A 20,635-nucleotide genomic window follows, 5' to 3' on the forward strand; every position below is an offset into this window, starting at 1 on the left:
CTTAAACCTCTGCAGTCATGAATTTGCGGACATCAACCAGATGACCGGCAATCGCGGCGGCGGCAACCATCGCCGGGCTCATTAAGTGCGTGCGCGCACCCGCGCCCTGGCGGCCAGGGAAATTGCGGTTGGTACCGGACGCACAGCGATCGCCGGGCGCTAACACATCTTCGTTCATCGCCAGGCACATCGAGCAGCCCGATTGACGCCATTCGAAACCGGCGTTGACGAAAATCGCCGCTAAACCTTCCGCTTCTGCCTGCTGACGCACCTGCGTCGATCCCGGCACGATAATGCCGCGTACGTGCGGCGCGATTTTGTGTCCGTCGATAATGGCGGCGGCAGCGCGCAGATCCTCAATGCGGCCGTTGGTGCAGGAACCAATAAAGGCATGCGTGATGGCGATCTCCGCTAACGGCGTGCCGGGTTCCAGCCCCATATATTGCAGCGCGCTACGCAGCGTCTGCTGTTTCACCGCATCTTTTTCCTGCGCCGGATCGGGCACGCGGCCAGTAATAGCGCTGGCCTGATCCGGGCTGATTCCCCAGGTCACTTTCGGTTCGAGATCGCTGCAATCGATGGCGATGCGGCTGTCGAAACGCGCGTCCGCATCGCTGCGTAAAGCGCGCCACTCCGCAACGGCCTGCTGCCACAGCTCGCCGGTCGGCATTTGCGGTTTGCCGGCGATATAGGCAAACACTTTTTCATCCGGCGCGATAATCGCACCGCGCGCACCGGCTTCCACCGCCATGTTGCACAGCGTCATGCGCCCTTCCATGCTAAGCGCTTCGATGGCATCACCGGCAAATTCAATGGCAAAACCGGTCGCGCCTGATGCGCCAATCTGCTCGATCAGCGCCATGATGATGTCCTTCGCCGAACACCCAAACGGCAGCTCGCCGCTGACCGTGACCAGCATGGTTTTCAGCGTGCGATAAATCAGGGTTTGCGTCGCCAGCAGATGCTCGATTTCCGAGGTGCCGATACCGAAACCGAGCGCGCCAAACGCGCCGTAAGTGGTGGTATGGCTGTCGCCTGCGGCAATCACCATACCGGGCATTACCAGGCCTTGCTCGTGCGCCACAACGTGTTCGATGCCTTGACGCGGGTCAAGCACATCGAACAGTTCGATGCCAAAATGCGCGGCGTTCTGGCGAAAGTAATCGACTTGTAACTGTCCGCCCGCGTCGGTCATCGCCTCATCACGCTCGGGGCGCGTCGGGTTAACGTGATCGACATTCAGCAAAATGGTGCCCGGATTGCGCACAAGACGCTGGTGATCGCGCAGGCCGCTAAACGCCTGCGGGCTGGTGTACTCATTGAGAATCGAGCGATCGATGTAGAGCAGCACATGCCCTTCGTCATCTAACTTACGAACCACATGCTGATCGATCAGTTTTTCATACAGTGTTTTGTTAGCCATGCCGTTGCCCACGCGAAAAGTAAAACAAGTCATTAGAGGCGTTAGGGTAAATCAGTTTGTGCGCGGGGAACGAACACGCTTCGTGAAGTGATGTTTTATGAAATGTGCAGTAGCTAAGTTGGTCGCCATGAACAGCAAAAACTTCGCGCACGCTTTGTAGCGGCGCAATTGATTGCGCGATGAATCGCGCCGCTACGCAATGTGCTTAAAATAGCAGGAGTTTTATTTGACCTAAGTCGCGTCTACCGATATAAAGAATAACCGCGCAGCTTAAGCGGTTTATCTCCGATTAATTCCCCCTTCTGCTTATATTTCACGCTATTTTATTTTTTTAAGTTAATTAATTAACACCAATACTTTATTAACTAAAAACAAGTTAATCATTCCGTAACAATCTCTTAATGTGCAAACCGAATTTTTAACGTTCACCTGCATTGCATAATAAGTAGGACTGGAATGACTCACACCAAAAAGATCGTGTCTGCCCTATCGCTGGCAGCGCTGCTTGTCTCATCAGCGGTTCGCGCTGAAGACGCACCAGAAAAAACTGACGTTCTGCTGATTGGCGGCGGCATCATGAGCGCCTCGCTCGGCACCTGGCTGCAAGAGCTGCAACCGGGCTGGAAACAGCTGATGGTTGAGAAGCTGGACGGCGTCGCGCTGGAATCGTCCAACGGCTGGAACAACGCCGGTACGGGTCACTCTGCTAACATGGAGCTGAACTACACGCCTGAGCGTGCAGACGGTTCAATCGACGTTAGCAAAGCGCTGGAAATTAACGAATCCTTCATGATTTCGCGCCAGTTCTGGACGTCGCAGGTGCAGCGCGGTGTGTTGCACGATCCGCACTCCTTCATTAACTCTACGCCGCACATGAGCTTCGTCTGGGGCGACAAAAACGTCGAGTACCTGACAAAGCGTTACGATGCGCTGCAGAAAACCACCCTGTTCCAGGGCATGAAATTCTCTACCGATCATCAGCAGATCCAGCAATGGGCACCGCTGGTGATGGAAGGTCGTGACCCGAACCAGAAAGTCGCGGCAACCTGGACGCCAGTCGGCACCGATGTTAACTACGGTGAAATCACCCGTCAGCTGATCGGTAGCCTGAAGAAAGATCAGAACTTCAAGCTGGAAACCTCGTCAGAAGTCACTGATTTCAAGCGTAACGGCGATAACTCGTGGCACGTCACTATTAAAGATGTGAAGAGCGGCGATAAGCGTTCAGTTGATGCGAAATACGTGTTCATCGGTGCTGGCGGCGGCGCGATTAAGCTGCTGCAGAAAACCGGCATTCCGGAAGCAGATAACTACGGCGGCTTCCCGGTCGGCGGTTCGTTCCTGATGACCGAGAACCCAGAGATCGCTAATCGTCACCTGGAAAAAGTGTACGGTCAGGCTTCCGTAGGTGCGCCACCGATGTCGGTTCCACACATCGATTCACGTACCCTCGACGGTAAGAAAGTGGTGCTGTTTGGACCTTTCGCTACCTTCTCCACCAAGTACCTGAAAAACGGTTCGCTGTTCGATCTGCTGAGCGCGACCACCACCAGCAACATCATTCCGATGACGCATGTGGGCATCGACAACTTCGACCTGGTGAAATACCTGATTGGTCAGGTGATGCTGAATGACGACGACCGTTTTGCTGCGCTGAAAGAGTACTATCCAAACGCGCGTAAAGAGGACTGGAAACTGATTCAGGCGGGTCAACGTGTGCAGATCATCAAGAAAGATGCCGAAAAAGGTGGCTTGCTGAAACTGGGTACCGAAATCGTGACCGATCAGCAGAAAACCCTGGCGGCACTGTTGGGCGCGTCCCCGGGCGCATCGACTGCTGCACCAATCACCCTCGACGTGATGAAGAAGCTGTTCCCAGAGCAGTTCGCTTCGCCAGAGTGGCAGCAGAAGATCCGCGCTATCGTGCCAAGCTTCGGTCAGAAGCTGAACGGCAACACCGCGCTGACGCAGCAAGTTTGGGACAACACCGCAGCGACGCTGCTGTTGACCAAGCCGCCGGTCATCAACATGGGTGATCAGACGGTTGCGCCAACGCAGGCTAAGCCGCGTACCGAATCAGGCAAACAGGATATGGCGCTGTAATTCCCGCCAGAAGTGAATCAAGCCGGACACTGTCCGGCTTTTTTATTGTCTTTTCTAGGGCGCCATTAACGGCGATCTCACGGAGATTTTTACGACTTTTTATAATCGGTGTAGGCGTTTTGTAAAACCACATGGTCGGCAATATATTTGGCATCGTGCCATACGCCATAAATAAACGATGATGCGCGATTCACCAGATTGGGCAAGCCAAGGAAGTAAATACCCCGTTCGGCGGAAATACCGCGTTTATGGAACGGCGCACCATTGGCATCAAAGGCATCCACTTTCAACCAGCTAAAATCAAATTTAAAACCGGTGGCCCAGATAATGCTGGTAATCCCTGCGGCCTGTAGATCCAATTCTGATAATGGATTAATTAAACATTCTGGATCTGGCAATAATTCCCATGCTTGCGGCTCGGGCGGTAAGTCCAGGCCATTACGTTCAATATAGGCATCGGCATCACGCAGTACGTCGAAATACGCTTTGTCGCCTTCAGCAATATTGTCCATTATACCCTCAGCAAAGCTCAGCACGCCGTTATCCCAGGTTTTGGTGATCCCCACCAACGTAATGCCCATGTGCGCCAGTCGGCGAAAATCGACCGTTTTGCCACCTTCATAACCACTCACGGCAAAAGCAACGTGCTGTTTCTTCGGCTTGATTTTGACTTCATCCCATAAGCCCAGCGCGCCCAGCCACCAGCAATAATCGCGGTCACGATAGGAGCGTGGCGGACGATAATGTTCGCCGATGGAGAGCGTCACTTCACGGCCAGATTTACGCAACTCTTCCGCAATTTGTGAGCCTGAAGCACCCGCGCCCACCACCAGCACGCCACCGTGCGGCAGCTGCTGCGGATTTTTATACGCCGATGAATGGATCTGATGCAGCGCAGCGCTTTCCGGCACGATCTGCGGAAAAGCGGGTTTCTGGAAAGGACCGGTTGCCGCCACCACATTGTCAGCTTCAAATTCACCGGCCGACGTCAGTATCTTAAAACCGCTACGTTCTGGTAGACGCTCAACCGAATGGACTTCCACGCCGGTGCGCACCGGCGCATCGAGCATTTTTACGTAGTCTTCGAAATATTGCGCCATCCGCTCTTTCGGTGGGAACGCTTCCTGGGAAATATTATCGAATTTCATTGAAGGAAAACGATCGTGCCAGGCTGGGCCATTGGCCACCAATGAATCCCAACGTTCTGAACGCCAGCGTTCAGCAATACGGCTACGCTCTAACACCACATGTGGCACGCCCATTAACGACAGATGTTCACTCATCGCAATACCTGCCTGACCCGCTCCGACCACCACGGTATTAATTTTTTCTACTGACATGTGAGATCCCTAAAGATGATCGACCCCGATCTTTTCATGGAAAAGAGTAATCAGGTGCCGGATGACTACTATTCAGATTAATAAATGCTGTGCTATTCAATCAGCACAGCATTCCGTGCGAATACATTAATGCCCTGCTTCGACGTTCAATATTCTCCCCAAGCCTAAAAACTTATTCGCGATAATTAACATCGTCGCAGTTACGGCAATATAAATAACCGACAGTGCAGCCAGCGTTGGGTCGGCAAATTCACGCACATAGTTGTACATTGCCACTGGTAAGGTCTGCGTCGCTTGCGTGGTAATAAACAGCGAAGCGGTAAATTCGTTGAAGGAGAGAATTGCGGCAAATAACCAACCGCCAAACAACCCCGGCAAAATCAACGGCACGGTTATGGTCCAGACCACGCGCAACGGCGAAGCGCCGAGGCTTGCAGCCGCCATTTCAATACGTTGCTCAAGGTTTTTCAGCGACACATACACGCTGCGCAGCACAAACGGCAGTACCAGCACAACATGGCAGAAGATCACCAGTGAATAACCGCGTCCAATGCCTAACTGCGAGACAAGCATCAGTAAGCCGAGGCCAATGGTGAAGTGCGGAATAAACAGCGGTGACAACAGCACGCCTTCCAGTACCTGTTTACAGGGGAAAGTGTAACGTTCAATGGCAATCGCCAGCGTGGCGCCAATAATTACCGCCAACGTTGAGGTCCACGCCGTCACAATCAAACCTGAATAGAAGCCGTGGCGGAAGTCATCGTAGTTCACAGCACGCTCAAACCAACGCAGCGACAAGCCTTTCGGTGGGAAGAACAGCACCGAGGTGCTGCTGAAGGAAGAGATCAACACCACAATGGTTGGCAGCAACACGAACAACAAAATCGCAATCACCAGCGAGCGTCCCGCCAGGGTAATCAATTTGTCGTTGAGGGATCGGGTCATTTCAGTGGTCTCCCATCGCATGGAGGAAGCGGCTCATACGTTTCAGCGCCATCAACAGCAGAATGGTCAAAATCAAACCGGCAATGCTGAGCGCAGCGGCAAACGGAAAATTCATTGAAGAGAAGCCCAGTTGATACACCATGGTAGCCACGGTGTTGACGCGTCCGCCACCAATGAGTTGCGGCGTAGCGAAGGCGCTGAACGTCCAGGCAAACGCGGTGGTCAGGCTGGAAACGATACCGGGAATCGATAGCGGAATGGTCACCGTCAGCAAGGTGCGAATCGGCCCCGCCCCCAGACTGGTCGCGGCTTTCTCATAATCAGGATTGATGTGCGACAGCGCAGTCGCCAGCATCATCACCATGATTGGCATGGTCACATGCACCAGCGCGACTACCACGCCGGTTTGGGTAAACATAAACTGGATCGGCTTGTTTATCAGACCCATCGCCAGCAGCAAGCTATTGAGGAAGCCGCTATTACCCAGCACGATGATCCAAGAATATGTCCGTACCACTTCGCCGAGAAACAGCGGCGTAATGGCGATAATCAAGATGGTGGATTTGATCCAGGTGGTGCGCGTTCTCACCAGCGCATACGCCAGCGGATAACTCATCAGCAGCCCAAAAATCGCCGTTTTCGCACTGAGCATCACCGTGTTGATAAACGCATCGGCATAGATTTTCTTGAATAGACCGTTAAAGTTCGCCAGCGTGAATCCGCCTACATCAAGCGATCCTGGAATATAGGCCCGCACGCTAAACTGCATCACGGCAAACATGGCCACCACCAGCCCAAGCGCCGTGAACGTGGCGGGGATAATGAACCAGGGTAAGAATGTCGGTTTTTTCGTCATAGACGTTGCTGCCTGAATAAAGTGTTGCAACTCACCGGGCGGCCAATCGGCCGCCGCTATTTATCAATGTGACATGATGTTTTCAGAGAACCACTGACGCCACTCGGCGGTTTTCTCCGCACGCAGTTGCGGATCGGTGTTGATGGTGGCATTCCACTGCTCAGGCGTGGTCAGCATGCCAGGCAGCTTCGCCAGTTCTGGATCGATATGCGCATTGGTTACCGTTGGGCTGCCGCGATAAATTTTCGCCACTTCCTGCTGGATTTCCGGTTTCAGCGCAATATTTATGAACTTGTAGGCCAGTTCCGCATGTTTGCTGCCTTTATTGATACCGACGGTATCGACGCCCAAAATCGCGCCCTCTTTTGGCACTGCCAGCTTAATGTTGACGCCTTCTGCAATCATGCTGTAGGCGTTCATCGACAGCATCACCTGTACCGGCGTTTCACCTGTGGAGATCAGCTGCTGGCTGTTGGCATCATCGGTATAGAAGGATTTGATGTTCGGGATCAGCGCTTTCAGCCTGGACTGGCCTTGTTCCCAATGCGCTGCATCCGAGCCAGAAAGTTTGGCGGACACCGCGATGATATGGCTCGGATCCCAATCTGGCAGCGCAATCGAGCTCTTCAGCTCCGGACGCCACAAATCGTTCCAGCTGGTAAATTCTTCGCCCTTCGGCACTAAATCTGGACGATAGCCGATGGTGTAAACGTAGCCCCACACGCCAAGGTGATACGGGCTGACTTTGGCCTGCTGTACCAGATTTACCGCGTTAGGGATTTTGCTCATGTCGAGCTTTTCAAACAGGCCGCTATTGGCATACAGATAACCGACATGCGCGGTGGTAAAGGTGACGTCAGTTTCCGGCGAACCGCCCGCCAGCTTGGCTTTGTTCAAACGATCGATGGTGCCGCCGGTGACGAACTGCACTTCTACGCCGGTTTCTTTGGTGAACTCTTTGGCGATAGTTTGATCAATCAGATCCTTAAAGCTGCCACCCCAGGTGCTGACAATCAGCTTATCTGCGGCCACTGCATTCCCTGCGCTCAATACACACGTGGTCAATAACGTTAAGGCACCCATCTTACGCAACATATTCTTGTCCCCAATGAATGAAATGGCTGTTGTAGCTGCTTTGCACCACCGTCTGGTCCATCGCGTCGCAATGCTCTAAAACAGTGCGAAGGCGGCTCTCGGGTGTTGAAGCGATAATGCCGTTGCGGTGAGATTGGGTAAAACAGCATTTCCCTCGCTGTTGCATCAGGATTTCTGAGGCTAAAAAAGCGGCCTGCTTAACAAGGATTTTCTGAAGCAGGAGTGAGGCAGACGCGAATGGTCGCTGGCGCAAGGACAGGTGATTATGCTGTGAGTCGGAATTTGGCATGAGAAATGCTTGAGTTGAATCGACCATATTAGAATGACTGACGCGACATGAGCGTGTCAGCGATCTCAGGAGAACCTGCATGCTCAGTCGCATCACCCAGCGTCAGCTGGAATATTTTGTCGCTTCCGGTGAAGCGGGCAGCATTATTGGCGCCTCGGAGCGTATTCACGTCTCCTCTCCGTCAATTTCCGCCGCCATCACCCACATTGAGTCTGAGCTTGGCGTGCAGCTGTTTGTGCGTCACCATGCCCAGGGCGTTTCACTCACCGCAATCGGCCACCAGGTATTAAAAGAGGCCAAACTGATCCTCGAACAGATGTCGAACCTTTACACCATTGCATCGGAATCAATGAACAACGTGCGCGGCCCGCTGCGTGTCGGTTGCCTCGATACGTTAGCGCCAATGTTGACGCCGGAATTGGTGTTTGGCTTTGGCCGCGCCTTTCCCGGCGTGCGTATCTCGCTGGTGGAAGGCAACCATGAGTTGCTGTTAAAACAGCTGCGTTCAGCGGATATCGATATCGCCCTCACCTATGATTTGGTTCCCGCCAGCGATGTGACTTTCCAGTCGCTGGCGCAACTGCCGCCCTACGTGATGGTGGGCGAGCATCATCCGTTCGCCACACAATCCGCGGTTTCGATGCAGGATCTGGCTGCAGCGCCGATGGTGCTGCTGGATATGCCGTGGAGTCGTGAATATTTTCTTGGCTTGTTCAGCGAAGCCGGGGTGACGCCGAATGTGGTGATGCGATCCAGTAGTATGGAAACGGTGCGCGCGATGGTGGCCAACGGTGTCGGCTTTGGTATCGCTAACGTACGACCTGAAGCGCATTTGTCGCAGGATGGTAAACGCTTGATTCGCGTGCGGTTGGCGGGGGTTAACAAGGCGATGCAGTTGGGTTATGCCACCATGGCGCAGGTACAGCAATCCAGGGTGGTGAGCGCTTTTGCCGAGCGTTGCCGCATGTTTATTTCCGACCAATATATTCCCGGCATGGCGGCACCGAGTTATTTCGATCCGCAAGTGGTGCGAGTAGCGTGAGATCCCAGGTCGCCATGAATGGCGACCAACGGTTAATACCCCTGCTGCGGGAAGACCTGATGCAATACCGCTTCGCCGCGTGCGGCGCGCTGGATATTCGCGGCGACCTGCGGTGCCGCGCTGGCCGGAATGGCAACCGAAGCCAGATGCGGGGTGATCAATACATTACCCATGCCCCACAGCGCATCTTCAGGCGGCAACGGTTCGCGGTCAAACACATCCAGCGTCGCCTCGGCGATCTGTCCACGCTGCAACGCCTGAATTAACGCCGCCTGATCAACAATCGCTCCGCGCGACACATTGATAAACGCGCAGCCGTGCGGTAACCGTGCCAGTCGTTCAGCACTCAGTAAGCCCTGGGTTTGCGGCGTGAGCGGCAGCATCACTACCAAAATATCGCTGCTGGCGAGGAAAGCATCCAACGCGTCTATTCCGCTGCTACAGGTAATGCCATCGATGGTTTTCTGCGATCGTGACCAGCCGCGCACATCCAATCCCTGGCGCGCCAGCTCCTGCGCGGCGTGCGCGCCCAATTCACCCAATCCCAGCACGCCAACGCGCACGGTTTCCGGCGAACGCGGATGCAGGTAATGCCAGCGTCGTTCACGTTGTGCCCGCTCAAAAGCCGGAATGTCACGCACATAACGCAGCACGGCAAACAGCACGAAGCTGGCCATCATCCGCGCCATATGCGGATCAGACAAACGAACAATGGGGATATCCGGTAAATCATCGCGCCCGACCAGCGAATCAACGCCCGCACCCAGATTTATAAGCAGTTTCAGGTTGCGATAAGGGGCGAAAAAACCGTGCGGCGGCTTCCACACCAACGCGAAATGCACCTCATCATCGTTTTGCACCTCTTCCGCCCGACAAAGCGTTACGCCCGGCAGATGCGGTGCGAGCAACGCTGACCACTGTTCAAAACTGTCGAACTCGCTGTAAAAGACCAAAATACTCATGCCGCATTCGCCTTGATCAACTCAACTACCGCATCAATTGCCAGTTCGTAACCGATCACGCCCAAGCCGGCAATCACGCCGGTGGCGACTTTTGATACCAGCGAATGATGGCGGAACGGCTCGCGTTTCCAGATGTTACTCATGTGCGCTTCGATGATCGGGCCATCAAACATCAGCAATGCATCGAGAATCGGCACCGAACTGTAGGTTAAACCGGCGGCGTTAATGATCAATCCGGCAGCCTGCTGACGCGCTTCCTGAATCCAGTCAACCAGCACGCCTTCGTGATTGCTTTGGCGAAATTGCAGTGTGATGTTGTGTGATGCTGCCCGGCGCTGGCAGCGTTCATCAATGCTGGCAAAGCTTTCGCTGCCGTAAGTGCCGTTCTTGTCCATGCCGTACAGATTAGCGTTCGGGCCGTTAAGAAAAAAAATCTGCTGTGTCATCTGAGCTCCTGAGTCACTGTGCCGTTGTCGCCCGAAAGGGTGACCGAATGACGATTAATGGCGATCAATGCGGGCGCGTGGCGGCCATCGCGGGATGGGCATCGAACAGGGCGAACCACGCGGCAGTCAGCGGATGGTTTGCCCGCCAGTTAAGAACATCGAAGCGGAAATCGAGATAACCGAGCGCGCAGCCGATGGCAATCAAACCCACGTCATCAGGCTGCGTACTAAAAGCCGCAACCTGACACTCAATTTCCCGTAGCGCGGCATGGACTTTTTTCAGCTGAGCATCGGCCCAGCCTTGCCACTGCTTTTCCAATGGGCGGGCACTGAACTCGTAACGCGCCAGCAAGGCGGCATCGATCAAACCGTCGCCCAATGCCTGGCGCGACAAACTCAACCAGCGCGCATCACCCTGTGACGGGATTAAGTCGCCCTTCGCGCGGGCATTGAGGTATTCGCATATCACGCGGCTGTCGTACAGACATGCCCCTTGTTCGGTTCGCAGTGCGGGCACTTTGGCTAACGGATTAACGATGGCGATGCGCTCATCACGTTCAACCGGATGCGCCGCCGAATCCAGAAGCTCAATCTCATTCGTGAGCCCAAGACAATGCGCAGTCACCATCACTTTACGCACATAGGCAGACGTGGTGGCGTGAAACAGTTGCATCATGCCAACGCTCCTTGCTGATCCACGCTCAGCAACACTTTGCCAATGTTGGCGTTGGCCTCAAGGATTCGATGTGCCTCCGCCGCCTGCGCCAGCGGCAAAATTTGATGCAGCGTGGGTTTGATTTTGCCTGCTACGATCAGCGGCAGCAGATGTTTGCGGATGCACACCGCCAGGCGCGCCTTTTCAGCAGCGCTTTTGGGGCGCAGCGTGGAAGAGGTCAAACTCAGTCCTTTACGCATCACCAATTGCAGATCGAGCTCGATCTTCGCGCCCTGCATAAATGACAAGCTCACATGACGTCCGCCTTGCGCTAATACGCTAAGATTGCGCGCCACGTAATCACCACCCACGTTATCCAGCACCACATCCACGCCTTGCCCTGCGGTTTCCGCTGCAATCACCGCGACAAAATCCTCTTTATGGCGATCGATGGCGCGCCAGACGCCAAGCTGTTGCAGCGCCGCAGTTTTGTTGGCACCGCCTGCGGTGGCCACCACACGTGCACCACAGGCGTGCGCACATTGGATGGCAAAGGTGCCAACGCCGCTGGCGGCACCGTGAATCAGTACGGTTTCACCGGGGGCTAAACGGCCCAGCTCAAACAGGTTGTGCCACACAGTAAATGCCGCTTCGGGGATGCCCGCTGCATGCGCCAACGGCAGATTATCGGGCACCGGCAAACACAACTCAGCGCGCGCCACGCAATAGTCGGCATAACCGCCACCGTTCAGCAGCGCCATTACCGCGTCGCCGATGGCGAAACCACTAACCTCTGCACCTAACGCCACCACTTTACCTGCTACCTCCAGACCGAATACATCTGAGCTGCCCGGTGGGATTGGCATGCCGTTACGCTGCATAATGTCAGGACGATTAACGCCCGCGCTGGCGACGCGAATCAATACTTCACCCGCCGCAGGTTGTGGCACGGTACGTTCTACCACCGTTAACACCTCTGCGCCGCCCGGCTGGCGGGCAATTACCGCGTTCATCATTTCAGGCACCATCGGATTTTATCCTTGCTTAGCGGCGGTAAAGGCGCACACACCTTCATCATCAAAGGTGATGCCCACTACGCTACCCACTGGCCAGCGGGTTAGGGATTCCAGACCCGACTGGCGCGCAAACAGCGAGGCGCTGCCGAGGGCTGGCACATCAAGATGCACATCAACGTGATCGCCCTGAAACACATGGGTGATCACCGTGGCGCTCAGGAAACAATGCGAAGAGAGCGGCCCCAATTGAATGTTTTCCGGACGCACGTACACATCGAGTCGCTCGCCAACGCTCGCCTGCACGCGTTCTGCCGGCAGACGCAGCGCGTTGCCGCCCAGCTCAAGCACCGCAGCGTGATCGCGCCCGGCATAACGTCCAGGCAAGATGTTGACGTCACCGACAAAGCCCGCCACAAACGGATCGCGCGGCTGGCGATAGATTTCATCCGGTGTACCGATTTGGCGCACATGCCCCGCCGACATCACCACCACGCGATCGCTCATGCTAAGCGCTTCGCCCTGATCGTGGGTGACAAACACCGTGGTGACGCCTAACTTGCGCTGGATGGCTTTCAGTTCGACCTGCATCGATAAACGCAGATTCTTGTCCAGCGCGGAAAATGGCTCATCCAGCAACAAGACTTTTGGACGGATCACCAGCGCACGCGCCAGTGCCACACGCTGCTGTTGTCCGCCGGAGAGTTCACGCGGTTTGCGATGGCCGTAACCCGCCAGTTTGACCAACGCTAATGCTTGCTCAACGCGCTCCGCGATTTCGGTCTTTGGCACCCCGCGCATACGCAGACCATAACCCACATTTTTTTCCACCGTCATATGCGGAAACAGCGCGTAGTTCTGGAACACGATGCCGATTTCACGCTGGTAAGGGGGAATTTCCGTGACCAATTCGCCATCAATAAAAATCTCGCCGCCATCAGCTTCAGCAAAACCGGCCATCAAATTGAGCAACGTGGTTTTGCCGCAGCCCGAGGGGCCGAGCAGGGTAATAAATTCCCCTTCATCAATAGTCAGGGAAATTTTGTGCAGTGCGATAGCGTCGCCAAACTTCTTCAGCACGCCATCTAACTGTACGGCGATGTTGCTGCTTTTCACTGCGGGGCGCGGCATATCGGGTTGTGGGAATCGAGTGATTTCTGCACTAACCATGAACTCTCCAAAGCAATTGGTGTGACGTTGTCACAGTAATTATTGACTCATCCATGCGGCTAAGCGCTGCAACATGGCGTCACAGGCATCCAACTGAGCGATGCTGATGAATTCGTCGGGTTTATGACCTTGCGCCATGCTGCCAGGCCCACAAATCACGCTGGGAATACCGGCCTGGTGGAACAAGCCGCCTTCGGTGCCAAAGGCTACCGTGCTGAAGTCGTTGGATTGAGTGAGATAGGCGATCAATCGCGCAGCCTCACTTTGGGCATCGGTTAATAACCCGGGATAGCCACTGATAGGATAAAAACGGATCGCGCTGTCCACTGCGACTGCCTGCATACGCGGCACCAGCTCTGATTGCGCGAAGGTGTCGATCTCAGCGGCAACGGCTTGCGCGTCATGCTGTGGCAAGGTGCGCACTTCGAAATCAAAGACACATTCAGCGGGCACGATGTTCAATACAGTGCCGCCACGGATAATTCCGGTTTGCACCGTCGTAAAAGGGGGATCAAAACGTGTGTCATGTTGTTCAGTCTGCGCCAGGCGCTCGCCGATCGCCGTTAATTGGTGAACTAGCTGCGCAGCATATTCGATGGCATTGACACCCTGCGGCGCATAGGCAGAATGGCAAGCCGCGCCCTTCACTTCGCAGCGCACACCCAGTTTTCCCTTATGACCGAGCACCGGTTGCAATTCGGTGGGTTCACCAATCAGGCAGATTGACGGCTTTTCCGGGCGCTGCGACAGCGCCTCCAGCAGGGTGCGCACGCCCAGGCAGCCGACCTCTTCGTCATAGGAGATTGCCAGATGCAGCGGCTGCTTTAGCGGCTGTGCCAGAAAATGGGGCACTGCCGCCAGCATGCAGGCGATGTAACCTTTCATATCAGCGGTGCCGCGCCCGTATAACTTGCCGTCACGTTCGGTGAGGGCGAACGGTGGCACGCTCCAGTTTTGTCCCTCCACCGGCACCACATCACTGTGGCCGGAGAGCATTACGCCGCCATCGCCAGCGGGTCCAAGACGTGCATACAAATTGGCTTTACTGCGTTCCGCGTTGTGAATTAGCTCACCGCTTACACCCAAATCATTCAGGTAACGCCAGACGAAATCGATCAATGCCAGGTTGGATTCACGGCTGGTGGTGTCAAACGCCACCAGCTTTTCAAGCAGTTGTCGGCTGGTAAACATGGAAACTCCTACTCGTCGCCCGGCACGCCATAACGGGGTGCCTGCGTTGGATCGATGGCGCGCGTCACGTAATCGTTCATTTGCGGTTGATAAGCCAGCCACAACTGGTCGAGTTCGCTAATTGGATCGCCATCCGTCCAGTCAACACGCAGATCGACAATCGGCCACACCTGATCATCAACGATCGACAAGGCTGAAGAGTGCACCGGCCCCGCTTCCCCACCCGCCTGCATGCCCGCTTGCAGCGCCGCTATTAAGCGCTCGGCTAAATGACCGGAATGCTGTTCGAAGGCGTTTACCATCGCCGGAATCACCTCAGGATTAGCCAGCAGATTGCCCGCCGCAACACAGTGATGACCGTTTTGCGCGTTATGAATGCCCAGCGTTTTGTCACCGCTAAAGCAGGCCGTTTGGCCATCGGCGGCAAACACCGTCACCTGCCGATAAGAGGAATAGTCGTCGCTGGCGAGTCCGGCTTTGAGCGCGGCTTCTGCGCTGTCGCCTTGTTGCAGGCGATCAAGAATGCGCGGGCCTAGCGCGGGTAAGGTAATGTTCTGGGTTGATACTGCGCCCACTGCCGCGCGTAGCCATGGGCAACGCGCGCCTACCGCAATGCTGGATGAGCTAATGGCAATGCCGATTTGACCGGTTGCGTCGCAGCGTCCCACAATGGATAACGTCATCGTTTCGCGCCTCTTATTCCGCTTGCCAGTCGTCAGGAATAACCGCGATAACATCGATTTCCATCAACCATTGCGGTTGACCTAAACCGGAAATCACCAAACCGGTGGAGATCGGGAACACACCTTTCAGCCACTTGCCCACCACCTGATACACCGGCTCGCGATAGCGGGGATCAATGATGTAAGTGGTGGTTTTGACGATATGCGATAAATCGCTGCCCGCTTCTTCCAGTAGCTGTTTAACGTTTTTCATCGCCTGTTCGGCTTGCGCGGCGGGATCGCCTAATCCTACCAGGTTGCCCGCAAAGTCGGTGCCAATCTGCCCACGAACATACACGGTATTGCCTGCGCGCACCGCCTGACAGAGATCGTTATCCAGTGCCTGATTGGGATAGGTTTCTTTGGTGTTGAATTTACGGATGCGAGTATGTGTGGTCATGCTGGCCTGCTCTGCGAAAAAAGGGTTTCGCAAGGTATACCCTCCCACGCCTGGCAGCGAAAACAGCATTAACCGAGGTGTTGCTTTGAAAAATCCGAAGGAGCTAATGATGGTGATTTTTAGCATTAAATTGTGAACATCATCACCTGCCGACTAACCGGCGTTTACCGGACGTGCGTTCTGAGGTATACCAGCCTGCTTATTCCCCTAACTCTCAGATAAGGATATAAAAATGTTTGCAAAGCAGTATGAGGTGGATGAAAAGCATATTGATTTTCAGGGCGTGGTCGATGGCCTTTATTATCCGTTTTATATGGAGTGGACGCGCCACGCTTATATGCGTGAAGCTTTAGGTATCGATATTGAAGAAGAGTTTAAACAGGGCAAACTTTACATGGTGCTGGAGTATTCCCTGCGCTTTCGTAAGAGCCTGGTGAAAGGTGACAAGGTGGAAGTGACCTGCGTGCTGGCAAAGAATGAGAAGCGCAATCGCGTCAATTTTGTGCAACAGATTCTGGTGAATGGTGTGGTGTATGCCGATGCCACTTTTGTTGCCACCTGCCTGCAGAATGGACGCCCTTCCATGCCAGATGCGGTGTTGAACGCGTTAGCGGAAGCGTAATGCGGTTTTGGTCATGGTCGCCATGATAGCGAGCCTTTGACCTGCAGAATGATGAAGAGTAAGTGATTACGCTCCCGCACCGGATGGCGGTGCGGGGGGAATCCGTTTTCCCTTCAGCCTGTTAATACAGAAATAAATTTCCACATAACATCAGTGACTCAATTACTGGAATCAGTAACCCCAATTTTTCATCACTGAGGGTGATGCGGTCCCGGCCCAACTGATTCACGCATAATTAATTCTCCGGCAAAGGTTTTGTCATTGCGCATTTCGCCGCCATCCAGCATGGAAATCAGGCGTTCAATGGTTTCCTGAATCATCTCGGTTACCGGCATTTTCACGCTGGATAACGCCGGAATGGTAAACGGCGCCAGCGGGATGTCATCGAAACCGATCACTGCCACTTGTGCGGGCACCGCAATCTGCGCGGCCGCCAGCGCTTTGAGCGCGCCCACCGCCATATCATCGTTACTGGCCACCAGCGCCGTGAAATTTCTGCCCTGCTTCAGTAACTGTTGCACCGCTGTCATGCCGTTTTGCGCCTGCCATTTTCCTTCGACCACCAGCGCATCTTCAACGGCAATGCCATGTTTGGTCAGCGCCGCGTGGTAGCCCGCCAGACGTTCGCGGCCGGTCGGCGAATCCAGCGAACCGGTGATAAAGGCGATGTCGCGATGGCCCAGCGCAATCAGCTGCTCCACCGCTGCGCTGCTGCTGCGCTGTTGATCCGAGTAAATGCAGTAACTGTCGTGCTGACGCAGACGGCGGTTGATCACCAATATCGGGTGTTTATGCTGCGCAATGATGCTGTCCATTTCATCGGTGGTGAGAAAACGCGGATAGATGATCACGCCATCGCAGCGCAAATCGAGCAGGAACTGAATGGCCGCACGCTCCTCTTCGGCGCTGTGTTTACCATCCACCAGCAACAACTGACGTCCCTGCTGTTCCATCAGGCGCGCAGAGTGCTGCATCAACTCGCTGAAGTAGCTGCCGGTGTAAAGGGTATTGGTGATCACTAGCCCAATCGTCTGGCTGGATTTGGTCGCCAGATTGCGCGCCAGCAAGTTAGGGCGGAAATCAGTAGCGGCAATCGCCTGATACACCTTCTCGCGTTTTTCCTGGCTGACATAGCCGTTGCCAGACAGCACACGCGATACAGTCGCTTTGGATACGCCTGCTACTTTTGCCACCTCGATTATCGTCGCCATGATTTACTCTTTTTCCATGCTCATCGCAGCAGTGTACCTAAGCTCCGAAACAGGCGGCAATTTTTCTGCCATCACCGCATAGCCGTCCAATTAGTCAAAGCGATCAACTTCACACTTTCAACTATCGAATTTTAAATTTCTTGCCTGGATTAGATTGCATCTTCATGATTTTGTGAAACCGGTTTCTCATGATGAAAAATCACGCAGAAACCGCTGTACCTCTACCAAATAATCAGAGATCAAAAATCCATGGCTAAAAACTATGCGGATGTCTCGCGCGCCATCGTGGCTGCACTCGGCGGCCTGAACAATATCGAAGCGGTGACGCACTGCATGACGCGCCTGCGTTTCGTGGTGAAAGACAGCGCAAACATTGATAACGCCACACTGAAAGCCATTCCCGGCGTGATGGGCGTGGTGCACACCGACACGCAATGTCAGGTGATCATTGGTAACAACGTGAACCTCGCCTATCAGGAAGTATTAAAGCTCGGCACGCCGAACAGCGAAGGCGCCGCGCCAGTGAAACGCAAAATCACCTTGCGCAGCATCGGTGCCGGCATTCTGGATGCGCTGGTGGGCACCATGTCGCCGCTAATCCCGGCGATTATTGGTGGCTCGATGGTAAAGCTGTTGGCGATGGTACTGGAGATGAGCGGCGTGCTGGAGAAAGGCTCTTCCACACTGATCATCCTCAACGTGATAGGTGACGGCGCGTTCTTCTTCCTGCCGATTATGGTGGCCGCCTCCGCCGCGCTGAAATTCAAAACCAACATGTCGCTGGCGATTGCCATCGCGGGTGTGCTGGTGCATCCCAACTTTGTAGATTTAATGGCGAAAGCCGCACAAGGCCAGGCGGTGGAATTTGCTTACATTCCAGTGACGGCGGTGAAGTACACCTACACGGTTATTCCGGCGTTAGTGATGACGTGGATTCTGTCGCATATCGAATACTGGGTTGATCGCATCACGCCTGCGGTTACCAAGAACTTCCTCAAGCCGATGCTGATTGTGCTGGTGGCCGCGCCGATTGCCATTGTGCTGATTGGACCGCTCGGCATCTGGATTGGTAGCGGCATTTCGGCGCTGGTCTACACCATTCACGGCTATCTTGGTTGGTTGTCGGTGGCGATTATGGGCGCACTGTGGCCGCTGCTGGTGATGACCGGGATGCATCGCGTGTTTACCCCAACCATCATCCAGACCATCGCCGAAACCGGCAAAGAAGGCATGGTTATGCCGTCGGAGATCGGGGCCAACCTGTCGCTGGGCGGTTCTTCTCTGGCGGTGGCATTCAAAACTAAAAACCCTGAACTGCGTCAAACTGCGTTTGCAGCGGCGGCATCGGCGATTGTCGCGGGCATTTCTGAACCAGCGCTGTATGGCGTGGCGGTCAGGTTGAAACGTCCGCTGATCTCCAGCCTGATCAGCGGCTTTATCTGCGGCGCGGTGGCGGGGATTGGTGGGCTCGCCAGCCATTCGATGGCCTCGCCTGGCTTGTTCACCAGCGTACAGTTTTTCGATCCCACCAATCCGATGAGCATCGTGTGGGTCGCTGGCGTGATGGTGCTGTCGGTGGTGCTCTCCTTCATTCTGACGTTGATTCTCGGCTTTGAAGATATCCCGGTCACCGAGCCCGCACAGCCAAAGCCGGTGACGGATGATGCCAAACCCGCCAACGTTAATTTATCCAAGGTGTAAATGAGGTTTTTATGTCTGAAGTGACATTTCCAGAGGGATTTTTGTGGGGCGGCGCATTAGCCGCTAATCAGTCAGAGGGGAGCTATCTGGCGGGTGGTAAAGGTTTAACCACGGTGGATATGATCCCCCACGGCGCGCATCGCATGCCGGTAAAGTTGGGCCAGGAAAAGCGTTTCGAACTGCGCAGCGATGAGTATTACCCAAGCCATGACGCCATCGATTTTTACCGTCGCTATAAAGACGATATCGCGCTGATGGCAGAAATGGGTTTTACCGTGTTTCGTACCTCGATTGCCTGGAGCCGTATTTATCCGCAAGGCGATGAATTGACGCCAAACGCGGAAGGCATCGCGTTCTATCGCAGCCTGTTTGAAGAGTGCCAGAAATATGGCATCACGCCGCTGGTGACGCTGTGCCACTTCGATGTACCGATGCATTTGGTGACCGAATACGGTTCGTGGCGCAATCGCAAAATGATCGAATTTTTCAGCCGCTATGCGCGTACCTGCTTTGAAGAATTTAACGTTCTGGTGAAGTATTGGCTGACCTTTAACGAGATCAATATCCTGCTGCACAGCCCGTTTTCCGGTGCAGGTTTGGTGTTTGAACCGGGCGAAAACCCGGATCAGGTGAAGTATCAGGCGGCGCATCACGAGCTGGTTGCAAGCGCGCTGGTGACCAAAATCGCCCATGAAATTAACCCGGAAAACCAGGTCGGCTGCATGCTGGCGGGTGGCAACTTCTATCCGTGGTCATGTAAGCCGGAGGATGTATGGGCCGCGCTTGAGAAGGATCGCGAAAACCTGTTCTTTATCGATGTGCAGGCGCGCGGCGCTTATCCTTCGTATGCCGCGCGGGTGTTCCGAGAGAAAGGCGTAGAGATTGCGATGGAAGCGGAAGATGCCGCTACGCTGCGTCACACCGTTGATTTCGTCTCCTTCAGCTATTACGCCTCACGCTGCGCCTCGGCAGAGATGAACGAGCAAAACAGCAGCGCCGCTAACGTGGTGAAATCGCTGACCAATCCGCATGTCAAACGTAGCGATTGGGGCTGGGGCATCGATCCACTCGGTCTGCGTATCACCATGAACATGATGTATGACCGCTACCAGAAGCCGCTGTTTCTGGTGGAAAACGGCCTCGGCGCGCACGATGAAATCAATGCCGACGGCGAGATTAACGACGATTATCGCATCAGCTATCTGAAAGAGCATATTCAGGCGATGGGCGAAGCGATTGCCGATGGTATCCCGCTGATCGGTTATACCACGTGGGGCTGCATCGATTTGGTGGCGGCCTCGACCGGCGAAATGAGTAAGCGTTATGGGTTTGTTTATGTCGATCGTGATGACAAAGGCAACGGCAGCCTGGAACGCATCCGCAAAAAATCATTCTGGTGGTACAAGCAGGTGATCGCAAGCAATGGGCGGAATCTTGAGGCGCTGTAAA

General features: G+C 54.6%; 20 protein-coding genes. 5 read left to right on the plus strand and 15 right to left on the minus strand.

Annotation, left to right across the window (positions count from 1 at the left end; translation table 11 throughout):
• Window position 1 precedes the first annotated feature (1 nt).
• Entirely contained in the window at window positions 2-1,423 is a 1,422-nt protein-coding gene (gene leuC / locus K5Y32_RS10220) for a 3-isopropylmalate dehydratase large subunit (protein WP_222183391.1), read from the minus strand.
• Window positions 1,424-1,879: 456 nt separating this feature from the next.
• On the opposite strand from leuC, the gene mqo reads away from it, so the two are divergent.
• Entirely contained in the window at window positions 1,880-3,526 is a 1,647-nt protein-coding gene (gene mqo, locus K5Y32_RS10225; RefSeq protein WP_222183393.1) for a malate dehydrogenase (quinone), read from the plus strand.
• A gap of 89 nt (window positions 3,527-3,615) precedes the next feature.
• Here mqo and K5Y32_RS10230 read toward each other — a convergent pair whose 3' ends face one another.
• From K5Y32_RS10230 to K5Y32_RS10250, 5 genes are all read right to left on the minus strand, one after another.
• The gene (locus K5Y32_RS10230; protein ID WP_222183395.1) at window positions 3,616-4,866 is read right to left on the minus strand and encodes an NAD(P)/FAD-dependent oxidoreductase; all 1,251 of its coding nucleotides are present in this window, start codon (window positions 4,864-4,866) and stop codon (window positions 3,616-3,618) included.
• Window positions 4,867-4,992: 126 nt separating this feature from the next.
• Window positions 4,993-5,811 (minus strand): ABC transporter permease, encoded by an 819-nt coding sequence (locus K5Y32_RS10235; protein ID WP_222183397.1) that lies wholly within the window; start codon window positions 5,809-5,811, stop codon window positions 4,993-4,995.
• Between the two features lies 1 nt (window position 5,812).
• Window positions 5,813-6,667 carry an ABC transporter permease gene (locus tag K5Y32_RS10240; protein ID WP_222183399.1) on the minus strand — a complete coding sequence of 285 codons (855 nt, stop codon included), beginning with the start codon at window positions 6,665-6,667 and terminating at the stop codon, window positions 5,813-5,815.
• A 63-nt stretch (window positions 6,668-6,730) separates the two neighbouring features.
• Complete coding sequence (locus tag K5Y32_RS10245; protein WP_192413067.1) at window positions 6,731-7,762, minus strand: polyamine ABC transporter substrate-binding protein; 1,032 nt, start codon at window positions 7,760-7,762, stop codon at window positions 6,731-6,733.
• Window positions 7,752-8,078, minus strand: coding sequence for a hypothetical protein (locus tag K5Y32_RS10250; RefSeq protein WP_222183401.1), 327 nt, complete (start codon window positions 8,076-8,078; stop codon window positions 7,752-7,754). The genes K5Y32_RS10245 and K5Y32_RS10250 overlap by 11 nt, the downstream gene beginning before the upstream one ends.
• Window positions 8,079-8,130: 52 nt before the next feature.
• Here K5Y32_RS10250 and K5Y32_RS10255 point away from each other — a divergent pair, with 52 nt between their 5' ends.
• Window positions 8,131-9,093 (plus strand): LysR substrate-binding domain-containing protein, encoded by a 963-nt coding sequence (locus tag K5Y32_RS10255; RefSeq protein WP_222183403.1) that lies wholly within the window; start codon window positions 8,131-8,133, stop codon window positions 9,091-9,093.
• Window positions 9,094-9,125: 32 nt separating this feature from the next.
• On the opposite strand, the gene K5Y32_RS10260 is transcribed toward K5Y32_RS10255, so the two are convergent.
• The 8 genes from K5Y32_RS10260 to K5Y32_RS10295 all read right to left on the minus strand — a co-directional run bounded on the left by K5Y32_RS10260 (window position 9,126) and on the right by K5Y32_RS10295 (window position 15,652).
• Window positions 9,126-10,055 (minus strand): glyoxylate/hydroxypyruvate reductase A, encoded by a 930-nt coding sequence (locus K5Y32_RS10260; RefSeq protein ID WP_222183405.1) that lies wholly within the window; start codon window positions 10,053-10,055, stop codon window positions 9,126-9,128.
• A complete protein-coding gene (locus K5Y32_RS10265) occupies window positions 10,052-10,501 on the minus strand; it encodes a type II 3-dehydroquinate dehydratase (protein WP_222183407.1) in 450 nt (149 codons plus the stop codon). Before K5Y32_RS10265 ends, K5Y32_RS10260 begins: the two co-directional genes overlap by 4 nt.
• Window positions 10,502-10,565: 64 nt before the next feature.
• Window positions 10,566-11,177 (minus strand): glutathione S-transferase family protein, encoded by a 612-nt coding sequence (locus K5Y32_RS10270; protein ID WP_222183409.1) that lies wholly within the window; start codon window positions 11,175-11,177, stop codon window positions 10,566-10,568.
• The gene (locus K5Y32_RS10275; protein ID WP_255602547.1) at window positions 11,174-12,172 is read right to left on the minus strand and encodes an NAD(P)H-quinone oxidoreductase; all 999 of its coding nucleotides are present in this window, start codon (window positions 12,170-12,172) and stop codon (window positions 11,174-11,176) included. Before K5Y32_RS10275 ends, K5Y32_RS10270 begins: the two co-directional genes overlap by 4 nt.
• Before the next feature lie 18 nt (window positions 12,173-12,190).
• Entirely contained in the window at window positions 12,191-13,339 is a 1,149-nt protein-coding gene (locus K5Y32_RS10280) for an ABC transporter ATP-binding protein (protein WP_222183420.1), read from the minus strand.
• 39 nt (window positions 13,340-13,378) lie between these two features.
• Window positions 13,379-14,530 carry an acetylornithine deacetylase gene (gene argE / locus K5Y32_RS10285; protein WP_222183422.1) on the minus strand — a complete coding sequence of 384 codons (1,152 nt, stop codon included), beginning with the start codon at window positions 14,528-14,530 and terminating at the stop codon, window positions 13,379-13,381.
• 8 nt (window positions 14,531-14,538) lie between these two features.
• Window positions 14,539-15,213, minus strand: coding sequence for a DUF1028 domain-containing protein (locus K5Y32_RS10290; protein ID WP_222183424.1), 675 nt, complete (start codon window positions 15,211-15,213; stop codon window positions 14,539-14,541).
• Between the two features lie 13 nt (window positions 15,214-15,226).
• A complete protein-coding gene (locus tag K5Y32_RS10295) occupies window positions 15,227-15,652 on the minus strand; it encodes a RidA family protein (RefSeq protein WP_008106850.1) in 426 nt (141 codons plus the stop codon).
• A 232-nt stretch (window positions 15,653-15,884) separates the two neighbouring features.
• On the opposite strand from K5Y32_RS10295, the gene K5Y32_RS10300 reads away from it, so the two are divergent.
• A complete protein-coding gene (locus tag K5Y32_RS10300) occupies window positions 15,885-16,274 on the plus strand; it encodes a thioesterase family protein (RefSeq protein ID WP_192234762.1) in 390 nt (129 codons plus the stop codon).
• A 191-nt stretch (window positions 16,275-16,465) separates the two neighbouring features.
• On the opposite strand, the gene K5Y32_RS10305 is transcribed toward K5Y32_RS10300, so the two are convergent.
• Window positions 16,466-17,485 (minus strand): LacI family DNA-binding transcriptional regulator, encoded by a 1,020-nt coding sequence (locus K5Y32_RS10305; protein ID WP_192234760.1) that lies wholly within the window; start codon window positions 17,483-17,485, stop codon window positions 16,466-16,468.
• Between the two features lie 249 nt (window positions 17,486-17,734).
• Between K5Y32_RS10305 and ascF the strand changes: the two genes are divergently transcribed.
• Window positions 17,735-19,186, plus strand: coding sequence for a PTS cellobiose/arbutin/salicin transporter subunit IIBC (gene ascF / locus K5Y32_RS10310; protein WP_222183426.1), 1,452 nt, complete (start codon window positions 17,735-17,737; stop codon window positions 19,184-19,186).
• 11 nt (window positions 19,187-19,197) lie between these two features.
• Window positions 19,198-20,634 (plus strand): 6-phospho-beta-glucosidase, encoded by a 1,437-nt coding sequence (locus K5Y32_RS10315; protein ID WP_222183428.1) that lies wholly within the window; start codon window positions 19,198-19,200, stop codon window positions 20,632-20,634.
• Window position 20,635: the final 1 nt, after the last annotated feature.

The sequence above is a fragment of the Pantoea sp. DY-15 genome (assembly GCF_019795935.1).
GTDB classification, from domain to species: Bacteria; Pseudomonadota; Gammaproteobacteria; order Enterobacterales; family Enterobacteriaceae; genus Pantoea; species Pantoea leporis.

Coding starts and splice junctions, on each gene's coding strand:
- K5Y32_RS10315 (WP_222183428.1), top strand. CDS start 19,198: ATGTCTGAAGTGACATTTCCAGAGGGATTTTTGTGGGGCGGCGCATTA.
- mqo (WP_222183393.1), top strand. CDS start 1,880: ATGACTCACACCAAAAAGATCGTGTCTGCCCTATCGCTGGCAGCGCTG.
- K5Y32_RS10295 (WP_008106850.1), bottom strand. CDS start 15,652: ATGACCACACATACTCGCATCCGTAAATTCAACACCAAAGAAACCTAT.
- K5Y32_RS10245 (WP_192413067.1), bottom strand. CDS start 7,762: ATGTTGCGTAAGATGGGTGCCTTAACGTTATTGACCACGTGTGTATTG.
- argE (WP_222183422.1), bottom strand. CDS start 14,530: ATGTTTACCAGCCGACAACTGCTTGAAAAGCTGGTGGCGTTTGACACC.
- K5Y32_RS10270 (WP_222183409.1), bottom strand. CDS start 11,177: ATGATGCAACTGTTTCACGCCACCACGTCTGCCTATGTGCGTAAAGTG.
- K5Y32_RS10235 (WP_222183397.1), bottom strand. CDS start 5,811: ATGACCCGATCCCTCAACGACAAATTGATTACCCTGGCGGGACGCTCG.
- leuC (WP_222183391.1), bottom strand. CDS start 1,423: ATGGCTAACAAAACACTGTATGAAAAACTGATCGATCAGCATGTGGTT.
- K5Y32_RS10275 (WP_255602547.1), bottom strand. CDS start 12,172: ATGATGAACGCGGTAATTGCCCGCCAGCCGGGCGGCGCAGAGGTGTTA.
- K5Y32_RS10265 (WP_222183407.1), bottom strand. CDS start 10,501: ATGACACAGCAGATTTTTTTTCTTAACGGCCCGAACGCTAATCTGTAC.
- K5Y32_RS10240 (WP_222183399.1), bottom strand. CDS start 6,667: ATGACGAAAAAACCGACATTCTTACCCTGGTTCATTATCCCCGCCACG.
- K5Y32_RS10280 (WP_222183420.1), bottom strand. CDS start 13,339: ATGGTTAGTGCAGAAATCACTCGATTCCCACAACCCGATATGCCGCGC.
- K5Y32_RS10250 (WP_222183401.1), bottom strand. CDS start 8,078: ATGGTCGATTCAACTCAAGCATTTCTCATGCCAAATTCCGACTCACAG.
- ascF (WP_222183426.1), top strand. CDS start 17,735: ATGGCTAAAAACTATGCGGATGTCTCGCGCGCCATCGTGGCTGCACTC.
- K5Y32_RS10290 (WP_222183424.1), bottom strand. CDS start 15,213: ATGACGTTATCCATTGTGGGACGCTGCGACGCAACCGGTCAAATCGGC.
- K5Y32_RS10230 (WP_222183395.1), bottom strand. CDS start 4,866: ATGTCAGTAGAAAAAATTAATACCGTGGTGGTCGGAGCGGGTCAGGCA.
- K5Y32_RS10300 (WP_192234762.1), top strand. CDS start 15,885: ATGTTTGCAAAGCAGTATGAGGTGGATGAAAAGCATATTGATTTTCAG.
- K5Y32_RS10260 (WP_222183405.1), bottom strand. CDS start 10,055: ATGAGTATTTTGGTCTTTTACAGCGAGTTCGACAGTTTTGAACAGTGG.
- K5Y32_RS10305 (WP_192234760.1), bottom strand. CDS start 17,485: ATGGCGACGATAATCGAGGTGGCAAAAGTAGCAGGCGTATCCAAAGCG.
- K5Y32_RS10255 (WP_222183403.1), top strand. CDS start 8,131: ATGCTCAGTCGCATCACCCAGCGTCAGCTGGAATATTTTGTCGCTTCC.